Annotated in this window: 17 protein-coding genes; 9 read left to right on the top strand and 8 right to left on the bottom strand. The window is 64.7% G+C overall.

What is annotated here, in order from left to right; translation table 11 throughout:
* Nucleotides 1-14 precede the first annotated feature (14 nt).
* Complete coding sequence (locus AZSI13_RS10635; RefSeq protein ID WP_109041142.1) at nucleotides 15-3,197, bottom strand: EAL domain-containing protein; 3,183 nt, start codon at nucleotides 3,195-3,197, stop codon at nucleotides 15-17.
* A 254-nt stretch (nucleotides 3,198-3,451) separates the two neighbouring features.
* The gene (locus tag AZSI13_RS10630) at nucleotides 3,452-3,697 is read right to left on the bottom strand and encodes a hypothetical protein (RefSeq protein ID WP_201262355.1); all 246 of its coding nucleotides are present in this window, start codon (nucleotides 3,695-3,697) and stop codon (nucleotides 3,452-3,454) included.
* A 326-nt stretch (nucleotides 3,698-4,023) separates the two neighbouring features.
* Here AZSI13_RS10630 and AZSI13_RS10625 point away from each other — a divergent pair, with 326 nt between their 5' ends.
* Nucleotides 4,024-4,587, top strand: coding sequence for a bifunctional 2-polyprenyl-6-hydroxyphenol methylase/3-demethylubiquinol 3-O-methyltransferase UbiG (locus tag AZSI13_RS10625; protein WP_235609733.1), 564 nt, complete (start codon nucleotides 4,024-4,026; stop codon nucleotides 4,585-4,587).
* Between the two features lie 95 nt (nucleotides 4,588-4,682).
* Here AZSI13_RS10625 and AZSI13_RS10620 read toward each other — a convergent pair whose 3' ends face one another.
* A complete protein-coding gene (locus tag AZSI13_RS10620; protein WP_109041141.1) occupies nucleotides 4,683-5,522 on the bottom strand; it encodes an alpha/beta fold hydrolase in 840 nt (279 codons plus the stop codon).
* Between the two features lie 311 nt (nucleotides 5,523-5,833).
* Here AZSI13_RS10620 and AZSI13_RS10615 point away from each other — a divergent pair, with 311 nt between their 5' ends.
* Nucleotides 5,834-6,787, top strand: a complete 954-nt coding sequence (locus AZSI13_RS10615; RefSeq protein ID WP_201262354.1) for a GlxA family transcriptional regulator — start codon at nucleotides 5,834-5,836, stop codon at nucleotides 6,785-6,787.
* Nucleotides 6,788-6,910: 123 nt separating this feature from the next.
* On the opposite strand, the gene AZSI13_RS10610 is transcribed toward AZSI13_RS10615, so the two are convergent.
* On the bottom strand, nucleotides 6,911-8,362 hold the full coding sequence (locus tag AZSI13_RS10610) for a PLP-dependent aminotransferase family protein (protein ID WP_109041140.1): 1,452 nt from the start codon (nucleotides 8,360-8,362) through the stop codon (nucleotides 6,911-6,913).
* Nucleotides 8,363-8,459: 97 nt separating this feature from the next.
* Between AZSI13_RS10610 and AZSI13_RS10605 the strand changes: the two genes are divergently transcribed.
* On the top strand, nucleotides 8,460-9,122 hold the full coding sequence (locus AZSI13_RS10605) for a pyridoxamine 5'-phosphate oxidase family protein (RefSeq protein ID WP_109041139.1): 663 nt from the start codon (nucleotides 8,460-8,462) through the stop codon (nucleotides 9,120-9,122).
* 182 nt (nucleotides 9,123-9,304) lie between these two features.
* Here AZSI13_RS10605 and AZSI13_RS10600 read toward each other — a convergent pair whose 3' ends face one another.
* On the bottom strand, nucleotides 9,305-10,183 hold the full coding sequence (locus tag AZSI13_RS10600; protein ID WP_201262353.1) for a LysR substrate-binding domain-containing protein: 879 nt from the start codon (nucleotides 10,181-10,183) through the stop codon (nucleotides 9,305-9,307).
* Between the two features lie 107 nt (nucleotides 10,184-10,290).
* Between AZSI13_RS10600 and AZSI13_RS10595 the strand changes: the two genes are divergently transcribed.
* Genes AZSI13_RS10595 through AZSI13_RS10585 form a run of 3 tightly spaced genes read left to right on the top strand, consistent with a single transcriptional unit; the run spans nucleotide 10,291 to nucleotide 11,751 of the window.
* Nucleotides 10,291-11,232, top strand: coding sequence for an AEC family transporter (locus tag AZSI13_RS10595; RefSeq protein ID WP_109041137.1), 942 nt, complete (start codon nucleotides 10,291-10,293; stop codon nucleotides 11,230-11,232).
* Nucleotides 11,208-11,528 carry a DUF4160 domain-containing protein gene (locus AZSI13_RS18395; protein WP_235609732.1) on the top strand — a complete coding sequence of 107 codons (321 nt, stop codon included), beginning with the start codon at nucleotides 11,208-11,210 and terminating at the stop codon, nucleotides 11,526-11,528. The genes AZSI13_RS10595 and AZSI13_RS18395 overlap by 25 nt, the downstream gene beginning before the upstream one ends.
* A complete protein-coding gene (locus tag AZSI13_RS10585; protein ID WP_109041136.1) occupies nucleotides 11,509-11,751 on the top strand; it encodes a DUF2442 domain-containing protein in 243 nt (80 codons plus the stop codon). Before AZSI13_RS18395 ends, AZSI13_RS10585 begins: the two co-directional genes overlap by 20 nt.
* 14 nt (nucleotides 11,752-11,765) lie before the next feature.
* Here the strand turns inward: AZSI13_RS10585 and AZSI13_RS10580 are convergent, their stop codons facing one another.
* From AZSI13_RS10580 to AZSI13_RS18205, 3 genes are all read right to left on the bottom strand, one after another.
* Nucleotides 11,766-12,356 (bottom strand): HD family hydrolase, encoded by a 591-nt coding sequence (locus AZSI13_RS10580; RefSeq protein WP_109041135.1) that lies wholly within the window; start codon nucleotides 12,354-12,356, stop codon nucleotides 11,766-11,768.
* Between the two features lie 140 nt (nucleotides 12,357-12,496).
* Nucleotides 12,497-13,555, bottom strand: coding sequence for a hypothetical protein (locus AZSI13_RS10575; RefSeq protein ID WP_201262352.1), 1,059 nt, complete (start codon nucleotides 13,553-13,555; stop codon nucleotides 12,497-12,499).
* A 305-nt stretch (nucleotides 13,556-13,860) separates the two neighbouring features.
* The gene (locus tag AZSI13_RS18205) at nucleotides 13,861-13,995 is read right to left on the bottom strand and encodes a hypothetical protein (RefSeq protein WP_268807527.1); all 135 of its coding nucleotides are present in this window, start codon (nucleotides 13,993-13,995) and stop codon (nucleotides 13,861-13,863) included.
* A gap of 292 nt (nucleotides 13,996-14,287) precedes the next feature.
* Here AZSI13_RS18205 and yjjJ point away from each other — a divergent pair, with 292 nt between their 5' ends.
* The 3 genes from yjjJ to AZSI13_RS10560 all read left to right on the top strand — a co-directional run bounded on the left by yjjJ (nucleotide 14,288) and on the right by AZSI13_RS10560 (nucleotide 18,000).
* On the top strand, nucleotides 14,288-15,592 hold the full coding sequence (gene yjjJ, locus AZSI13_RS10570) for a type II toxin-antitoxin system HipA family toxin YjjJ (RefSeq protein WP_109041134.1): 1,305 nt from the start codon (nucleotides 14,288-14,290) through the stop codon (nucleotides 15,590-15,592).
* Between the two features lie 190 nt (nucleotides 15,593-15,782).
* Complete coding sequence (locus AZSI13_RS10565) at nucleotides 15,783-16,325, top strand: lipocalin family protein (protein ID WP_109041133.1); 543 nt, start codon at nucleotides 15,783-15,785, stop codon at nucleotides 16,323-16,325.
* Between the two features lie 145 nt (nucleotides 16,326-16,470).
* A complete protein-coding gene (locus tag AZSI13_RS10560) occupies nucleotides 16,471-18,000 on the top strand; it encodes a cryptochrome/photolyase family protein (protein WP_109041132.1) in 1,530 nt (509 codons plus the stop codon).
* Nucleotides 18,001-18,132 lie beyond the last annotated feature (132 nt).

Below are 18,132 nucleotides of genomic sequence, written 5' to 3'. Positions count from 1 at the left end.
GCTGAGGCGCTCGATCAGGCGCCGTTATGCTGCCGCACGAAGCCGGCGAAGTCTTCTGCCGGCATGGGGCGGGCGAAGAGGAAGCCCTGGTACACCCGACAGTCGCAGTTTTCCAGGAAGGCGCATTGGGCCTGGGTTTCCACCCCTTCGGCGATGACAGCCAGTTGCAGGGTTTCCCCCAGGGCGACGATGGCGGCGACGATGGCGCCGTCGTCCGGGTTTTCCACCACGTCCCGTACGAAGCCCCGGTCGATTTTTACCTGGTCGATGGGCAGGCGCTTGAGGTAGGAGAGGGAGGAGTAGCCGGTGCCGAAGTCGTCCAGGGCGAAGGAGACGCCGATGGCCTGCAGGGCTTCCATGCGCACGATGACTTCTTCGACGTTGCCGAGCACCACGCTTTCCGTCAGCTCCAGCTTGAGGCGCCGGGGGGCGATGGCATAGCGGGCGAGGTAGTCCTTCACCTGGTCCACGAAGGTGGGCAGGCCGAATTGCCGGGGGCTGACGTTGATGGCCAGGGGCAGCGGGCCCAGCAGCGGGTCGTCGGACCAGGCCTGGAGCTGGGCGCAGGCCGATTCCAGCACCCAGTCGCCGAGGGGCAGGATGAGGCCGGTTTCTTCCGCCAGGGGAATGAAGTCTCCCGGCGGGATGGATTTCCCCGTGGCATCGAACCAGCGCAGCAGGGCCTCCATGCCGATGACCCGGCCGCTGCTATCCACCTGGGGCTGGTAGTAAAGCTGCAGGCCGCCCTGGCTCAGGGCCTGGCGCAGGCCGCTTTCCACCGCGGCGCGGTCGAACAGCTCCTGCTGCATGGCCGGGTCGAAGAAGCGCACGGTGTTGCGGCCGGCGGCCTTGGCTTCGTAGAGGGCCAGGTCTGCCTGCTTGAGCAGCACATCCACCCCGGGTTCCTTGTCCAGGAAGAGAGTGACGCCGATGCTGGAAGAAAGGCGGTGCTGGTAGCCCCCCAGGTCGTAGGGCTCGTTGAGGGCGGCGCGCAGCTTTTCCGCCACCATTTCCGCCAGGGCGGCGGCTTCCCGGGTTTCCTGGCCCAGGTCCTGGAGCAGGACGATGAATTCGTCGCCCCCCAGACGGGCCACCGTGTCGCCTTCCCGCACGCAGGCGCTCAGGCGCTGGGCGGCGAGGAGCAGCAGTTCGTCCCCCACGTCGTGGCCCCGGGTGTCGTTGAGTACCTTGAAGTGATCCAGGTCCATGAAGATCACGGCCCCGTACTGGCGGCTGCGCTGGCTGCTGGCCAGGGACTGGCGGATGCGGTCAAGCAGTAGCCGCCGGTTGGGCAGGTTGGTCAGGGGGTCGAAGAAGGCCAGGCTGTGGATGCGCTCCTCCGCCTTCTTGTGCTCGGTGATGTCGGTGAAGGCGGCGACGAAATGGGTGATGCGGCCATCGGTATCGCGCACGGCGGAAATGGTCACCCACTCGGCGTAGATGTCGCCGCCCTTGCGCCGGTTCCAGATTTCCCCCCACCAGAAGCCGTCTTCGAGGAGGGCTTGCCAGAGGGCGGCGTAGAACTCCCGGTCATGGCGTCCTGATTTGAGGAAGGCCGGGGTCTGGCCGATGGCCTCCTGATCGCTGTAGCCGGTGATCTTGGTGAAGGCCCGGTTCACCCGCAGGATCACGCCCCGGGCGTCGGTGATGAAAATGCCCTCCTGACTTTCGAAGGTGGCGGCGGCAATGCGCAGCTCCGATTCCATGGCCTTGGTGGCGGTCACATCGGTGACGAAGCCGTACCAGGTGACGTGGCCCTCGTTGCCGCCATCGCCATCCACCTCCGGCACCGCATCGACGTGGAGCCACTTCTCCCGGCCATCGGCGGTGCGGATGCGGTAGTCCACCTGCCAGGGCGACAGGCTGGCGGCGGATTGGCGCAGGGCGGTGAAGAAGTGGTCGGCGTCATCGGGGTGCTGCATGGCGCGAATCTTCCCGGCGTCGGCTTCCAGCGCTTCCGGGCTGACCCCGTAGATGTCGCGCACGGCCTGGCTGGCAAAGGGAAAGCTGCCATTGCCATCGGGGTGGAAACGGTACTGGAAGACCATGCCGGGCACATGGGAGAGAATCTTGCGCAGGCGCCGGTTGGCCGCGTTTTCCGCCGCTTCCGCTTCCTGGGCGACGATCACTTCCAGCAGGCCGTTGAAGGCGTTGGCCATCTGGCCGATCTCATCCTGGCGGCGTACCGGCAGCGCCTGCCGTGGCAGCACGCCGTCCCGCATGCGGTCGAGCAGGCCCGCGGCTTCCTCCAGGGGGTGCAGCTGGCGCCGCAGCCACCACCAGGCAACGGCGGCCATCAACAGGGTGAGGGCCAGGGTCGTCAACAGCAGGCGATGCTGCATGGCCCGCACCGGCGCGAAGGCTTCCTCGGTGGGGAGCACCGATTGCATCAGCCAGCCGGTGCTGGGAATGCGCTTGGAAGACGACAGTTCCTCCACCCCCCGGGAGCTGACCGCCACACCGGAGCCTTCGTTGCCGGCCAGGTAATGGTCGTATACCGGGTTCACCCCCGGCGGCGGCCCCGCCTTCATGACCCGCCGCTTGTCCGAAGAGGCGATGCCCATGCGGGCCTTGGGCGCAGTGAGAAGAAAGTCCCCAGTCTTGCCGTATTTGGCGGTGCTGATCTCGTCGAGGAAGTTGGGCTGGTCCAGGTTGGTGATGCCCATCACCGCCCCCCGCACTCGGCCCTCCTTGTCCTTGATGGGCACGGCGATGTTCAGTACCGGCACCCCGGTGCGCTTGCCCCGCATGGGTTCGGTGACGACGCTTTCTCCCTGCCGAAGCAAGGTCCCCATGAACGGCAGGTCGCCATAATGGGTACCGGTTCGGTCGAGGGCGCGGGGTTCGCTGGCGATGGCCAGTCCCTCCGCATCGACGATGATCAGCCCCCAGTTGAAGAGGGCGCCGAGGGGGGCTTGCTGGCGGAGGAATTCCCCGGCCTGGTGACTGTCCAGCGGCCCCGTTGCGGCCAGGCTGCGGGCCGCGGCGCCCAGCACCGTCAGGCGCTCCTGCACGGAGCGGTCGATTTCGCTGGCGATGAGGGAAACGGTGGAGAACTGCTGGGCGGAGATGGCCGCCTCCATGTCCTGGCGCAGGTAATTGCCCACCACGTAGGCAACGCCGCCCATGGAGAGAACCGTGGCGAAAAGTACCCCCAGCACCAGGCGGGTACGCAAGGATTGCCGACGGAGTGTCATGAAAAGCCTCCCTGGCCTGCTATCCGACGGGCCATGGGCTGGCCCGTGCAGGCTTCTGATTTCATCTTACGCCGCGAAATTGGCGGAATCCAAGGCACTCTCTCACGCAATTCCAGGGTTAGCGGCCCTTCGTCCGGTTTTGCGGGTGGGCTGCAGAAGGCGGAGCCAGGAGGGATCAGCGGCGTGGTTATCAAGGAGCAAAGCACCAGGAGGGGTGTCTCAACAGGCCATCTCAGGCAGCCGGGCCGAGGCCCTCAATTACCCGGCGGGGCCATGCGCTTGCAGGCGGCGCGGATGCGGGCAATGGTGTCTTCCACCGGGGCTTTGGCGCTTACCTCCAGGCCCAGTTCCCGGGCGATGTGATTGACCCGGGCCACATTGAGGGGAATGCCGCCCCGATCAATGGCGGCGATCAGGGCCAGCGCCTGGGCCTCCGCCGAAGGCGGCACAGCCGGAGCCGGGGGGCGGGGGAGGAACCACTGGAGCAGGCGGGCGAACATGGGTTTCGGGCCGGTGGGGCAGCAAGGTGAAAATGGGCAGGAGCCGACTATAACCGGCCAGCCCCTCTCCGTGCAGCCCCCACGGGCGAAGACGAGACACGGTGGCGATGGATATGCACGCCGGCGCGGTTGCCTTCCTGCCGGTGCCGCGTAACACTGCCAGCCTTTGCGAAGGCGATGCCCACCCGCTGGCGAGTTGGCCTGCCGGTAGCTTGCCGGTGGGCGGCAGCGTTTCTGCGGCGCGCCTTTTCAGGCTTTTGATGAAGGAGTTTCCGTTGCCCCCTGCCAACCCTGTCGTGCCTGTTTCTCCGAGTTCGTCAGACCCGGTGGCTGCCCCCTCCGCCTGGGTCTGCCGTTTTGCCGCCACCCTTCCGGCCGCATCCGCGGTGCTGGATCTGGCCTGTGGCCGGGGGCGCCACGGGCGCTGGCTGGCGGCGCAGGGGCATCGGGTGCTGGCGGTGGATCGGGATGGGGAGGCCCTGGCCAGCCTGGCGGACGTGGCTGGCCTCACGACGCTCCAGGCCGACCTGGAAGGGGGCGACTGGCCCCTGGCCGGGCGGCAGTTCGGCGGCATTGTCGTCACCCATTACCTGCACCGGCCCCTCTTGCCGTATCTGGCCGAATGCCTGCTGCCCGGCGGGCTGCTGATCTACGAAACCTTCATGGCGGGCAACGAGCGTTTCGGCAAGCCCAGCCGGCCCGACTTTCTCCTGCAACCCGGCGAGCTGCTGGATTTCGCCCGGCAACAGGGCTTGCAGGTACTGGCCTACGAAGCGGGGGAAGTGGCGCGCCCCAAACCGGCCATGATGCAGCGGCTGGCCGCCTTCAAGGCGCCGCAGGATGGGCTGGTCAGCTGGCCCCTTGCCGAGGGGCTTCCAGCGGCTGTTTGAGCGGCCCGAGTGGCCCGAGTGACTTGAGCGGCTCGAGCAGCCTGCACCACCGCCATTCCTTGCGTCGCCCAGTATGGCAACGCGGCAACGCGCCCTTATGCCAGCGGCGCCAGAAAACGCTGCACCGCCGCCAGCACCCGCTGGGGATGTTCCCGGTGGGGCACGTGGTAGCAGTCGGGGAGCAGCAGCAATTCCGTTGTCTCCCTGCCCAGGCTGGCGATGGTCTGGGGATGGGCGAGGGAGCCGTATTCATCCTGCTCGCCGTGGATCACCAGCAGGGGGCAGGGGATGGCCGTGGCGGTGGTGTCGATGCGCCAGGGCGCGAAGTCCGAGGACAGCCAGGTGTCGATCCAGGCCCGCAGCACCCATTCCGTCTTGTCGCCGTGGTACTTGCTCAGGCGCTCCCGCTGGCCCGGCTGGGCGAAGGCGGTTTCCGCTGCGCGGATGCCCTGCCGCACGCCCTCGTCGACAAAGGCTTGGGCCGACTGGGTGATGAGGGCCGTACACCCTTGGGGATGCAGCGCCGCACAGGCCGCCGCCATGCCGCCACCAACGCTGTAGCCGTAGGGAATGCAGTGTTCCAGCCCGAGGGCCTGGCGCAGGGCGGGGAAAATGCTGCGGGCCTCTTCGGCGATGAAATCAACCCCCAGACTGCCGGTGCGGGCGGCGGAACGGCCGAAGCCCAGGCGGTCGTAAGCCACCACCCGGCGCCCGGTGGTGGCGGCCAGCTGGGCGGGAAAATCGCGCCACAGATCGACGCTGCCCAGGGAATCGTGAAAGAGCAGGATGGCGGCCCGGGGCTGGGGGGACGTCTGGCCGGGCACCGCTTCGGGCTGCCAGCTGCGGGCGTAGAGTCGGCCCTGGGGCAGGTCGATGCCATGTTCCTGGCTGCTGATGGCCGGGGCGTCGGCAGGGTGGGGGCTGGGGGAATGCATGGTGAAAACTCCGGGGGCGGCTGTCGGCAGGCGTTGTTGCAGCGTTGTCGTCGCGCTGCTGCTTCGTTGATGTCTCGTTGCTATCTCGTTGCTGTTTCGTTCGTATGGCCCCGCCGTGGCGCCGCCATGGCGCTGTGATCGCGTCGCGATGGTGCGGCGTTGGTGCCGCGACGGCATAGCGAAGGCATTCAGGCGGCGGGGTTCTGGATGTCCGTCGATGTTAGCCGCTACGCCGCCCAAGCCCCATCTCCCATGGGGAAAAATGATAGTCTGATCGGGCCAACAAAAATCAGTGAAAGAGGGAGGTGCTTATGCGTATTGCCATTCTGGCCTATGACGGCTGTTGGGGTATGAGCCTCTTTGCCGCCCGGGATTTCTTCAGAGTCGTCGCCCTGCTGGAAAGTCACCAGGGCCTGGCGCCCTTCTACGAGGTGGCCGTGCTCTCGCCCGATGGCGGCCCCGTGACCCTGGCCGGCGGCGCTGCCCTGCAAGTCGATGGCCCCATGGCGCCGGCAGACCGCTACGACCTGGTGATCGTCCCCGCCATGGAAGGGCCACGCCTGGTGGCCCAGCACGACGACGATAAACGCCTGGCCGCCTGGCTGGCCGCCCACCTCCAGGCCCGGGTGCCGGTGGTGGCCATGACCACCGCCTCGGCCCTGCTGGCCGCCACCGGCTTGGTGGATGGGCTGCTGCTGGCCACCCACTGGGCCTTCGTGCGCCTGCTCAACAAACGCTACCCGGCCTGCCGCTTTGCCACCCACGATTCCTTCCGCCAGAGCGAGGGCATCTACACCACCGGCTCCATGAACGGCGGTTTCGATGCCCTGCTGGAAATCGTCGCCCAGCAGCGGGGCGATGCCTTTTCTCAGCTTTGTGCCACCCACCTGCTGCTGGCGGAGCCGGGCCGGCTGCGGCCCATCCTGCCGGGCCACCGCAACCATACGGACGAAGCCATTCTCAAGGCCCAGGACTGGATCGAAGCCCACCACAGCGAAAAGCTGGGCCTCGCGGCCATCGCCCACCACTGCGGCCTGGGGGAGCGCACCCTGAAGCGCCGCTTCCAGGAAGCCGCCGGGGTCTCGCCCATCGTCTATCTGCAAAAGGTGCGCGTCGACCGGGCCAAGAAGCTGCTCATCGCCACCGGCATGACCGTGCAGGAAGTGGCCTTCGAAGTGGGCTACGACAATGTCAGCTTCTTCATCCGCCTCTTTCGCCAGCATGTGGGTAAAACGCCGGTGCAGTGGCGTAGTGGCAAGGCCTGAGCCAGTCACCGCCCTACTGGACTAGGTGGGCCAGGTAGGCCAGGTAGGCCAGGTAGGCCACGTTTTGCCTGGACCTCGGCGACAACCCAGCCCCACCTCAACGCTCCCGCACCACCGACTTTCCTACACCGCGCCGTCGCCGTGGATGGCCAGGGCCAGCCGGCGCACCGCTTCCATCGCCCGTGCTTCTTCCAGATTGCCGTAGCCCAGCACCAGGCCGTTGCAGGCCACCGGCGGCCGGGCATAGGCGCTTAAGGGGCGGGGCGCCAGGCCCAGTTTGGCGGCCCGGGCGGCCACCTCCGTATCCTTCACTTCGGGCGGCAGCCACAGCACCAGATGCAGGCCCGCCTCGCCGCCGGAGATTTCAATCTCCGCCCCCAAGGTTTGCCGTAGCGCCGCTCTCAGAGCCGCCTGCCGGGCGGCGTAGCGGCTGCGCATCTTGCGCAGGTGGGCGGTGTAACTGCCCCGGGCCATGAAATCCGCCAGGGCCCGCTGCTCGATGCCCTGGCCGGCCCGGGTGGCCTGGGCGGCGGCCAGGGTGAAGTCGGCGGCGATGGCCTTGGGCAGCACCAGATAGCCGAGGCGCAGGCCCGGGTAGAGGGTCTTGCTGAAGGTGCCCACATAGACCACCGGCGCATCGGGTTGCAGGCCGAAGAGCGCCGGGGGCGCCGGGCCGGCGCGGCGAAATTCGCTGTCGTAGTCGTCCTCGATGATCCAGGCGCCGCAACGGCGGGCCCGCTCGATCAGCGTCAGGCGTCGGGCCAGGGACATGACCCGACCGGTGGGGTACTGGTGGGAAGGGGTGATCATCACCAGGCGCGGCGGCTGGTCGCGCCAATCGGCTTTCGTGGGCGCCAGTCCCTCCCCATCCACCGCCACGTCGTGAATGGCCAGCCCGGCCAGGCCGTAGGCGACGCGGGCGGCGAAGTAGCCCGGGTTTTCCACCCACACCGTATCGCCGTTATCTGCCAGCAGCCGGGCGCAGAGGTCCAGAGCGGCCTGGGTGCCGCTGGTGATGACGACCTGCTCCGGGCTGACCGCCAGCCCGCGCACCGTGGTGAGGTGGCTGGCCAGGGCCTGGCGCAGATCCGGGTCGCCGCCGTGGGCGGCGTAGCCCAGCTGGCGCCAGCCCGCCTCCCGCCAGGCCCGCTCCAGGCAGGCCCGCCAGGCGCGAAAGGGAAAGGCGCCGTAATCCGGCGTGCCGGGGGCGAAGGGCAGGGCGGCAGTCTCCCGCACCGGCCCCGGTTGCAGGGCGGCGGCGGCTCGGGTGGAGAGTTGTAGAGGCGCGGCGGGCGTTGTTTCGGCTCGCTGCGTCATCGCCCCCAGGGCCAGGGGCGCCACCCGGGTGCCCTGGCGGTCCGCCAGCAGGCAACCTTCGCTGAGCAACTGCTCGTAGGCAAAAAGCACCGTGTTGCGGGCGATGGCGAGGGATTGGGCCAGCTGACGGCTGGCGGGCAGGCGGGTACCCGGCGCCAGGCGACCAGCCAGAATGGCCTCCCGCAGGCGGTGGTAGAGCAACCGCTGGCGGGGTACGGCGTCGGGCAGGGGCGGGGCGAGCAGCCAGTCCAGTTCCATCGTGGCTCCATGAATCCGTAGTTTTGTGGCACTACGCAAGGTACCACCGGAGCCTTAGTCTGGGGCCATTCCTTTTACTTCAATGGCGTTCTGCCCCATGTCCGAATCCACTGCTCCTTCCGCCCCGTCTTCCCGCACCCGCGTGCGTCGCCTGCCTGAGCGGGCCCATTACGATAGCGACACCATCGCCGCCATCGTGGACGCCGCCCCCATCTGCACCGTGGCCTTCCAGATCGACGGGGCGGTGCACGCCATGCCCACCATCCACTGGCGCGAGGGTGACCACCTCTACATCCACGGCGCCAAGGCTTCCCGGATGCTCAAGGCCCTGGTGGAAGGCGAGGCCTGCGTCACCATCGCCCTGGCCGACGGCCTGGTGCTGGCCCGCTCGGCCATGCACCACTCCATGAACTACCGCGCCGTGGTGATCTACGGCCAGTTCGAGCTGGTGACCGACGCGGCGGAAAAGACGCGCAGCCTGGAAGCCTTCATCGACGGACTCTACCCCGGGCGCTGGGCCACCCTGCGGCCCATCAACGACAAGGAGCTGAATGCCACCGGCCTGCTGCGCATCCCCCTGGCGGAGGCTTCGGCCAAGGTGCGCAACTGGGGCGTCAAGGATGACGCGGAAGACCTGACCTGGCCGGTATGGGCCGGCGTCATTCCCTTGAATACCGTGCCCGGCGCGCCGGTGGCGGAGGAGGGCAGCGTGGTGGCGGAAGTCCCGCCGACCCGCTTTGATCGGGAACTACCTCAATAACTTGTCAGAGAACCTTGGCCATAAAACCAAAGCGAACCACCAAGACACCAAGAAGGCCAAGATGCACCAAGGAAAGCCAGCCCTTGCTCCTGCATCATCGCTTCGCCTTGGTGAAACTTGGTGGCCCTTGGCGTCTTGGTGTTTCGCTTTTCGATATCCGTTCGCCTTGATGTAGCCGGCGCCTAGGCGACAAACGCCTGTGCTGCGGCGAGAAAACCTGCCAGGCAGGGGTTGTCGTTGCCGGCGGCCCAGATCAGGCCTTGTTCCACCTGGGGCGTGCCCGGCACGGGGCGGAAGACCGCGTTGGGCAACTGCATCTTGCCCAGGGATTGGGGCACCAGGGAGACCCCCAGGCCTTCCCCCACCAGATTGACGATGGTCTGCTGCAAATGGGTTTCCAGGCGGATGCGGGGCTCGAAGCCGTGGGCGCGGCAGCAGCCGATCACCAGCTCATGCAGGGCCGGCGCCGTGGCGGCGGGGAAGGTGATGAAAGGCTCGCCGGCCAGGTCGCCCACGGTGAGGTCCGCCTTGGCCGCCAGGGCATGATCGGCCGGCAGCACGGCGCACAGCGGCTCGGCGAACACGCCCCGGTATTCCAGCCCCGGCGGGCGCTGCCAGGGGAAGGCGATGCCCACATCGGCCTGGCCGGAGATGAGCAGGTCGTTCAGCTCCCGGGGCAGCACCTCGGCCAGTTGCAGGTCCACCGCCGGAAACTGGTCGCCATAGCGGCGGATCAGGGGCGGCAGCACGCTCCAGGCGGCCGCCATGGTGAAGGCCACCCGCAGGGCGCCCCGTTCGCCCCGCTCCGTGGCCTGGGTACTGCGCACCGCCGTGTCCACCGAAGCGAGAATGCGCCGGGCCTGGTCGTGGAAATGGCTGCCCGCCGCCGTCAGCTCCACCTGGCGGGAGGTGCGCTTGAACAGCAGCACCCCCAACTCCTCCTCCAGGGCGGCGATCTGCCGGCTCAGGGGCGGTTGGGAAATGTGCAGCAGGGCGGCGGCCCGGCCGAAATGCAGGGTGTCGGCAAGGGCCACGAAGTAGCGCAGCTGGCGAAGGTCCATGATTGATACGCATCAGGTATTGATTGGCGGCATATATAGCATTGGACGGTATTGGTTGGAAATCCTAAGCTGGCCCCATCTTTCCCCCTTCCTGCACCGCTGCGGCCATGTCCTCCATCCTCAACGTCGTCCTGCCCATCTTCGCCCTCATCCTGGCCGGCTACCTCTGCCGCCGCAGCGGCGTCCTGGGGGAGGCGGCCTCCGGCGAACTCAACCGCTTCGTCGTCTGGCTGGCCCTGCCGGCGCTGCTCTTCAAGGTCACGGCGACCGCTACCTGGGAACAGATCTGGCACCCGGGCTTCATCGTCTCGGTGAGCGCCGGCTGCGTGCTGGTGTTCGCCGCCACCGTGGCCTGCCGGCTCTATCAGCGCCGCCCCCTGGCCGATGCCAGCATCGACGGCCTCAGCGCCGCCTACGCCAACACCGGCTTCCTCGGCATTCCCCTGTGCGTGCTGCTGCTGGGGGAGCCGGGCCTGCTGCCCGCCATCGTCGCCACCCTGATCGTCGCCTGCGCCCTGTTCGCCCTGGGCATTGTGCTGGTGGAGATCGCCCTACAGCGGGCCAACCACCAGCAACTCCACCCCCTGCGGGCCTGCGCCAAGGTGGGCCGCTCCCTGGCGAAAAACCCCCTGCTGGTGGCCCCGGTGCTGGGGGCTGCCTGGGCCATGGGCGGCGCGCCCCTGCCGGGCCCCGCCAGCCAGTTCCTCACCCTGCTGGGCACGGCGGCCACTCCTTGCGCCCTGGTCTCCCTGGGCCTGTTCCTGGCCCAGAAGCAGGAAGGCCGGCGGGACGGCACCCTGGGCCTGGTGCTGGCCAAGCTGCTGCTGCAACCCCTGGTGACGGCCTTTCTCGCCTTCCGCGTCTTCGAGCTGCCTGCCCTATGGGCCAACTCGGCCCTGCTGCTGAGCGCCCTGCCCACCGGCACCGGTCCCTTCATGCTGGCCAGCTTCTACGGCCGCGAAGGCGCCCTGGTGGCGCGGGTGATCCTGTTGACTACTCTGGGGTCGCTGCTGACGGTGTCGCTGTGTCTGTATTGGCTGGGACTGTAGGATTCTGCCCTTGGGAGGGCGGCTGCCTCCCGCCTATCAGACTTGCTAGACTTTGCCCCAGGCCTACGATCCTTACTGTCCTGGGGTTCCGATTTTTCTTCTTCAGTGGTGAGGGAGCGGAACCGCCCCATATCCATGTGGAACATGGCGATAAGACAGCAAAGTATTGGTTGAATCCGGTGAACCTGGCGATGTCGGAAGGTTTTCGGAGTCATGAATTGACGAAAATCCGCGCGTTGGTAATTGAACACCGGGCACTTTTTCTGGAGAAATGGGATGAGCACTTTGGCGGTTAAGCTGGACGCCCATGCCGTCGACGTTTCCGTCGATGAGGCGGCATTGCATTTCATCCTGGCCGATGGCCGGGAGATTTCAGCGCCCTTGGAGTGGTTCCCGCGTTTGCGTGACGCTTCCCCCAGCCAGCGCCATAACTGGCGACTGATCGGCAAGGGCATCGGCGTTCATTGGCCGGATATCGACGAAGATATTGCGGTCAGTACCCTGATGCGGAACCACTAGTTACAGAGGGTGATTCAATCCGCCTTGGGCGGATTGAAGTGGGCTTCGGCCATTTGCTCCGCCGCTTCCCACAGGGTCGGCGAACCCTTGGCGATGGGGGGCTGGCAGCGGCTTTTCACCTGCTCCAGGGTGACGGCGCATTCCACCCAGGTGCCGCCGTCGGTGGCGGCGTTGTGCAGCATGGGCTGAAAGCGGTCCAGGGCCTTGGCGAATCTGGCATCGTCGCTCTCCGCCGCCTCGAACTCAAACCACAGCTCGCGGAACTCCGCCGCCTGGGCCTCCGGCAGCAGGCCGAAGAGGCGCTCCGCCGCCAGCCGTTCCCGCTCCGCCTGCCCCGCATGAGTCTCCGGCACATGGAAGGGCACATCCCCCGCGTCGATCTCCACGATGTCGTGGATCAGCAGCATCTTCACCACCCGCAGCACATCCACCTCCCCCGCCGCATGTTCCGCCAGCACCAGGGCATAAAGCGCCAGATGCCAGGAATGCTCCGCACTGTTCTCCCGCCGCGAGCGGTCGAGCAGGGGCGTCAGGCGGACCACGCTTTTCAGCCGGTCGATTTCGCGGAGGAAGGTGAGTTGTTGGGCGAGGGTGGGGGAGGGCATGGTGCTGCAGATTCTTTGAATCGGGAGGTGGCGAGTCTACCAGAGTCGTTCTTCTGGCTTGAGTTCGGTGGAAAGAACGAATGACCCAAAGAAGTTCTCGCCGATTAGGAAATGCAGACATTCAATGTCAAGGCTCAGGATTACGAGCTGGTTGGTAGTGAAGCATCCTCAGCACCATTGGGCTGGGCATTGCCCCCAGCCCCTCCAAAACAGACACTTTTTGATACACAAACAGCTGGTGTGATTAGCCAAGCGATACCACTTTGTGGCAACAACCAAGAGTCATATTTGAATTTAAGATACCCATCCTCGTGGGTTATTTGGCTTACAACATCTTCTAATACTAATGTCTTGAACTGAATTGTTGCTCCCGGGGGGTAAGTGATTGTGATATCGAAGTTTCGTGTTGGATGCGCCATCTGCCAATATTGAAACTTTCCTTTCTTCACAAGGTAGGTGGACTCCACGATTACGACGAGATTATCAATGCTTTCGTATTTCTCAAGTGAGACGGTGAAGCCCTTTTGGAGTTCTGCGTTATCGTTACTTTTCTTGACGACTTCGGTCTTCCCTTTTTGAGAATGATTTCCTGGATATTGGACAGAAATCGTCATGCTCGAAATTTCATGGAATTCATCTGCATCGGCACACCAATTAATGGCTGGCTGGATTTTATTTGATGATGAACGACACACATAAATAACTTTATCCGTAACCTCATAGCAGTCCGGGCTTGTTACTGAATCACGCATTAATACTTCTGTTGACACATCCTCACGATAAGGTTCAGAGATATAGCGGTGCAGATTTTGATGGAAGTAACTGAGGAATCCATCTTCCTTATCAATCCTTGGATTGTTGAATTGAGCTTTTAGGACGTTTATCTGAAGGCTTTTGAGAGTTTCAGCATCAAGCATTTTTAGGTAATTGCTGTCAATGACAATTTCCTTAATTCTGTCGGAAAAGTAGTCGCGCCAATTCTTTGTGTCGAGAGCAAAACTAAATATCGCAAAACCTACTAGAGCCACACTGAGCGTGGTCAGTCCAGCTGTGAAGGCGTAGGCGACGCTGCCAGGAGAAGGCGCACGGACCTCAGAATAGTAAGCGGCAGCTAGTACTCCTATAATTCCAACAAACATAATTAGTATTGTAGAAAGTGATATAATTTGCTTGGTTTTTTTTGAGTCTATAGCTTCCATAAGCTCCCTCTAGATGGTTATATGAAATGTTGTTTAATTGTTAAAATATATGATTATTTGATATGTTGTAGAATGGGTGATTGGAATGGTTTGTGCTGCAATGTTTTTGTGGTTATTTTATTCATATCTCTAAGTTATCAACAAACAAACCGGGTAACCTCAAAACTACGGTTGGTTTAATATCAGCGTAATTAAATGTTTCCATATTGCATACGCATTATGCATGTTGTCAAGCAATTGGAACATGGCTTTCGACCTGTATTTCTGGTCAATAACAGTTCTCTAATGAAAATCCTGCCCCCGCGTCACCAGCTCCTCGGTAGCGGCGTCAGATCCACCAGCCGCTTGGCCACCAGATGGGTCACCCCGTGGCGGGATTCGAGTTGGCCGTAGACTCCTAGCAGGCTGCCGGCCAGGGTTTCGCGGCGCTGTTTTTCCACCAGTTTGGGGCGGAGGATGACGTTGATGGGCGTCTTCCATGGTGACGAAGACGATGCCGCTGGTGGTGCCGGTGAGTGACGATGCCGGCGGCCCGGGCCAGTTTTTGTCCGGCGCGGCCCGCAGTTCGGCAGCGGTGATGAAGCGGCCCGCCGTTAAGCGTTCCGCAGCCGGCCCAGGGGGCTTGTTCTCCTCATGCTGCCGCCGCGCCGGTTGCGGAAAATGCCGTGACGGGTATCTCCTGGGTGGCTAGAATAGTTATTCATTTCTCTATTCATTTAGTCATTCATCACCATGACTCGCCATTCCGATTCCCTTCGTCTTCTGCTTGGGCAGGGGCCGCTGTCGTCTCGCCAACTTGTTGAAAAGGCGGGGATTAGCCAGCCGACCATGTCCCGAGCGCTGGCGGCGTTGGGGGATGAGGTGGTGCGTATCGGCGCCGGGGCCGCTATTCGTTATGCCCTGCGGGATGCTGCGCGCGGCTTTACGGCGGCGCCGATCTTCCGTGTCAGCGAGGCGGGGCAGATTCGGGAGTTGGGCCAGCTCGTGCCGGTTCGCCCGACGGGGTTTGTCATGGTGCAGGCCGATGGGGTGACGCTGCATAGCGATGGGTTGCCGTGGTGGTTGTTGGATATGCGGCCCCAGGGCTATCTCGGTCGGGCCTATGCCGCCGCTTATGCGGGCGCCCTGGGGTTGCCGGGCAACCCGGAGCATTGGGGCGATGGGGAGGTGATCCGGGCGCTCCTGGCCCATGGCCATGACGCCATTGGCAACCTGCTGATCGGGGATTTGTCCCGCGACCGTTTCATTGGCATGGCGGAACCGTCTCCCCTGGATCGGGAGGCCGAATACCCCGCCCTGGCCCGGGCCGTTGGCGCCGGGGAGGTTCCCGGCTCTTCGGCCGGGGGGGAGCAGCCGAAGTTCTGTGCCTATTCCGCCCGTGGTCATGTGCTGGTGAAGTTTTCGGCACCGGACGACAACCCGGTTAGCGAGCGGTGGCGTGATCTCCTCTTGGCCGAGCATCTGGCCCTGGCGGTGCTGGGGGTGGAAACCGAGGTGTTTGATTTCGGCGGCCAGCGCTTTCTGGAGGTGCCGCGCTTTGACCGCGTCGGCAAGCTGGGCCGCGTGGGCGTCTTCTCCCTGCGTGCCTTGGAGGCGGAGTACGTGGGCGATGCGTCGGCGCCTTGGCCCTCCCTGGTGCGCCGCCTGGTGGCGGATGGCCATGTTCACCCCGACGCCGTCGCCGGTTCGGCGCGGCTGTGGGCCTTTGGCACCTTGATCGGCAATACGGACATGCACGGGGGGAACTTGTCGTTTCTCAGTGGTGAAGGCCGCCCGTATCGGCTGGCACCGGCCTACGACATGTTGCCCATGGGGTTTGCGCCGAGAAGTAGCGGCGTGGTGGCTGATGCGCTTTCGCCGCTTTCGCTGTCGGCTTCGGTCGATGGCGCCATTTGGCGCGAGGCCTTGGCGTTGGCTGAAACCTTCCTGGCCCGGGTGCGGGATTGCAATGGCTTCTCCGGCAGGTTCGCTCCCTGCATCGAGGCGATCAGCCAGCGTATGGATGAAGCCGCCTCCCGCATTGCCCGGCTAGGCTGAGTCCCTTGTGAGCGTCCCGACCTCGCTGCGACGTTCCATGGGCGCGGGTGGCGGACTTGCCGCTAGCCACAGACGCCCAGGAAGCGGCTCGGGGGCTTCGGGGCCGATGGTTGGGCCGTCAGTGCTGCCGCTGGCTAGCGGAAAAATGCAGGTAAACTTGCCCGTCTTCCTTCGTTTTTGGAATCGTCCCATGTCGTTTTTCCGCATCCTGCTGCTTGCCGCTTTCTCTGCCCTGACCCTGGCGGGATGTGCCACGGCGCCGCCCGAGGGGGTGCGTCCGGTGACGGGCTTTGAGGTGAATCGTTACCTGGGCCAGTGGTATGAAATTGCCCGGCTGGACCATTCCTTCGAACGGGGCATGAGCGATGTGCAGGCCGTCTACCAGTTGCAGGAGGACGGCAGCGTGAAGGTGATCAACCGGGGCTACAACACCCGGCGCCAGGCGTGGCAGGAGGCCATTGGCCGGGCCTTGTTCCTGGGCGACAGCACGGTGGGTTCCCTCAAGGTGTCCTTCTTCGGCCCCTTCTATGGGGGCTACCACGTGATCGCCCTGGACCCGGACTACCGCTGGTCCCTGGTGTCTGGCCCGGATCGGGACTACCTGTGGATTCTCGCCCGGGACAAGACCCTGCCGGGGGAGGTACGGGAGCGCCTGCTCAGTCAGGCCCAGGCCCTGGGCTTTGCCACCGACAAGCTGATCTGGGTCGAGCAAAACCGGGCCGACCAGCCCTAAGCCTGCCGGCTGCCGCGGACGGTTTTCCCCCCGCTTGGCCGGCGCCGCCCCATCCCGTTTTCGGCTGAGACTTGGGGCCGATGATTGATCTTCCCCATGGCGCCGGGCGTTGCCGGCCCCATGGTCAGGATTGCCAGGAACAACCATGACCACCCTGCGCCTTGTTCTGGGCGACCAACTCAATCCGCAACACTCCTGGTTCCGCTCCCCTGATCCCCAGGTCGTTTATGTGCTGATGGAGGTGCGCCAGGAGACGGATTACGTCCTGCATCACGCCCAGAAGATCATCGCCATCTTCGCCGCCATGCGCGACTTCGCGCGGCAACTGGAGGCGGCCGGCCATCGGGTGCATTACCTGCGCATTGACGATCCGGCCAACCAGCAATCCCTGCCGGCCAATCTGGATGGGCTGATCGCCCGCCATGGGGCGCGGGCCTTTGAATACCAGGCGCCGGACGAGTGGCGGCTGGATCGGCAGCTGGCCGAGTACGCCAGCCAGCTGCCCATTCCCGCCTGGATGGTGGAGAGCGAGCATTTCTATACCCGGCGGGATGAAGCCGCCCAGCTTTTCGCCGGGCGCTCCCAATGGCTGATGGAGCATTTCTACCGCCAGATGCGCAGTCGCCATGGGGTGCTGCTGGCCGCTCCGGGCAAGCCCCTGGGCGGGCAGTGGAATTTTGACCACGACAACCGCAAGCCCTGGCCCGGGCTCCCTCGGGAGCCGGCGGACTGGCGCGGCACCCACGACCATTCGGCGCTATGGCAGGCCATCTTGCAGGCGGGGGTGGCCAGCTTTGGCGAGCTGGCTGCCGCGCAATTCCGCTGGCCCCTGAACCGGGCGGAGGCCCTGCAGCAGCTGGATGACTTCATCAGCGAGGCGCTGCCCCATTTCGGCGATTTTCAGGATGCCCTGACCTATCGGGCCTGGCGCCTCTTCCATTCCCTGCTGTCTTTCGCGCTCAACACCAAAATGCTCAATCCCCGGGAGGTGGTGGCCCGGGTGGAGGCGGCCCATGCCGCGGGACAGGTGCCCCTGGCCGCCGCAGAGGGTTTTATCCGCCAGATTCTCGGCTGGCGCGAATACGTGCGGGGCGTGTATTGGGCCCACATGCCCGGCTACGCCGAGCACAACGCCTTCAATCACCAGCGGCCCCTGCCCGGGTGGTTCTGGAGCGGGCAAACGAAAATGCGTTGCCTGGCCCACGCCATCGGCCAATCCCTGGACCATGCCTACGCCCACCACATCCAGCGCCTCATGGTCATCGGCAACTTCGCCCTGTTGGCCGGGCTGGACCCGGCGGCGGTGCATCGCTGGTATCTCGGCGTCTATATCGACGCCTTCGAATGGGTTGAATTGCCCAACACGGTGGGCATGAGCCAGTTCGCCGACGGCGGCAAGCTGGCGACCAAGCCCTATGTATCCAGCGCCGCCTACATCGACCGCATGAGCGATTACTGCAAGGGCTGCCATTACGACCGGAAAGCCCGGGTCGGGGAGCGGGCCTGCCCATTCAATGCGCTGTACTGGGACTTTTTCGCCCGCCACCGGGAGCGCCTGGGTGCCAACCCGCGGCTGGGCATGGTCTATCGCCAATTGGCGAAAATGGCCCCCGCCGCCTTGGCCGAGGTCCAGACGCGGGCCGATCAGCTCCGGGCAGATATCGAAAGCCTGTAGTTTTTCCGTCGGCTGCGGCCAGGTGGACGTGGCAGAGCGCTTTTTGCGGCTGCGACGGGAAAGGGGAGCAGCTCACACCTCCAGTTTCACCGTCATTGCAGCTCTACACTAGAAATTCAGTTCGCTTAGGAA

The organism is Azospira sp. I13 (assembly GCF_003112695.1).
Taxonomy (GTDB): Bacteria; Pseudomonadota; Gammaproteobacteria; order Burkholderiales; family Rhodocyclaceae; genus Azospira.
The sequence above is the reverse complement of the archived record's forward strand: the minus strand, read 5'-3'. Positions and strand labels throughout refer to the sequence as shown.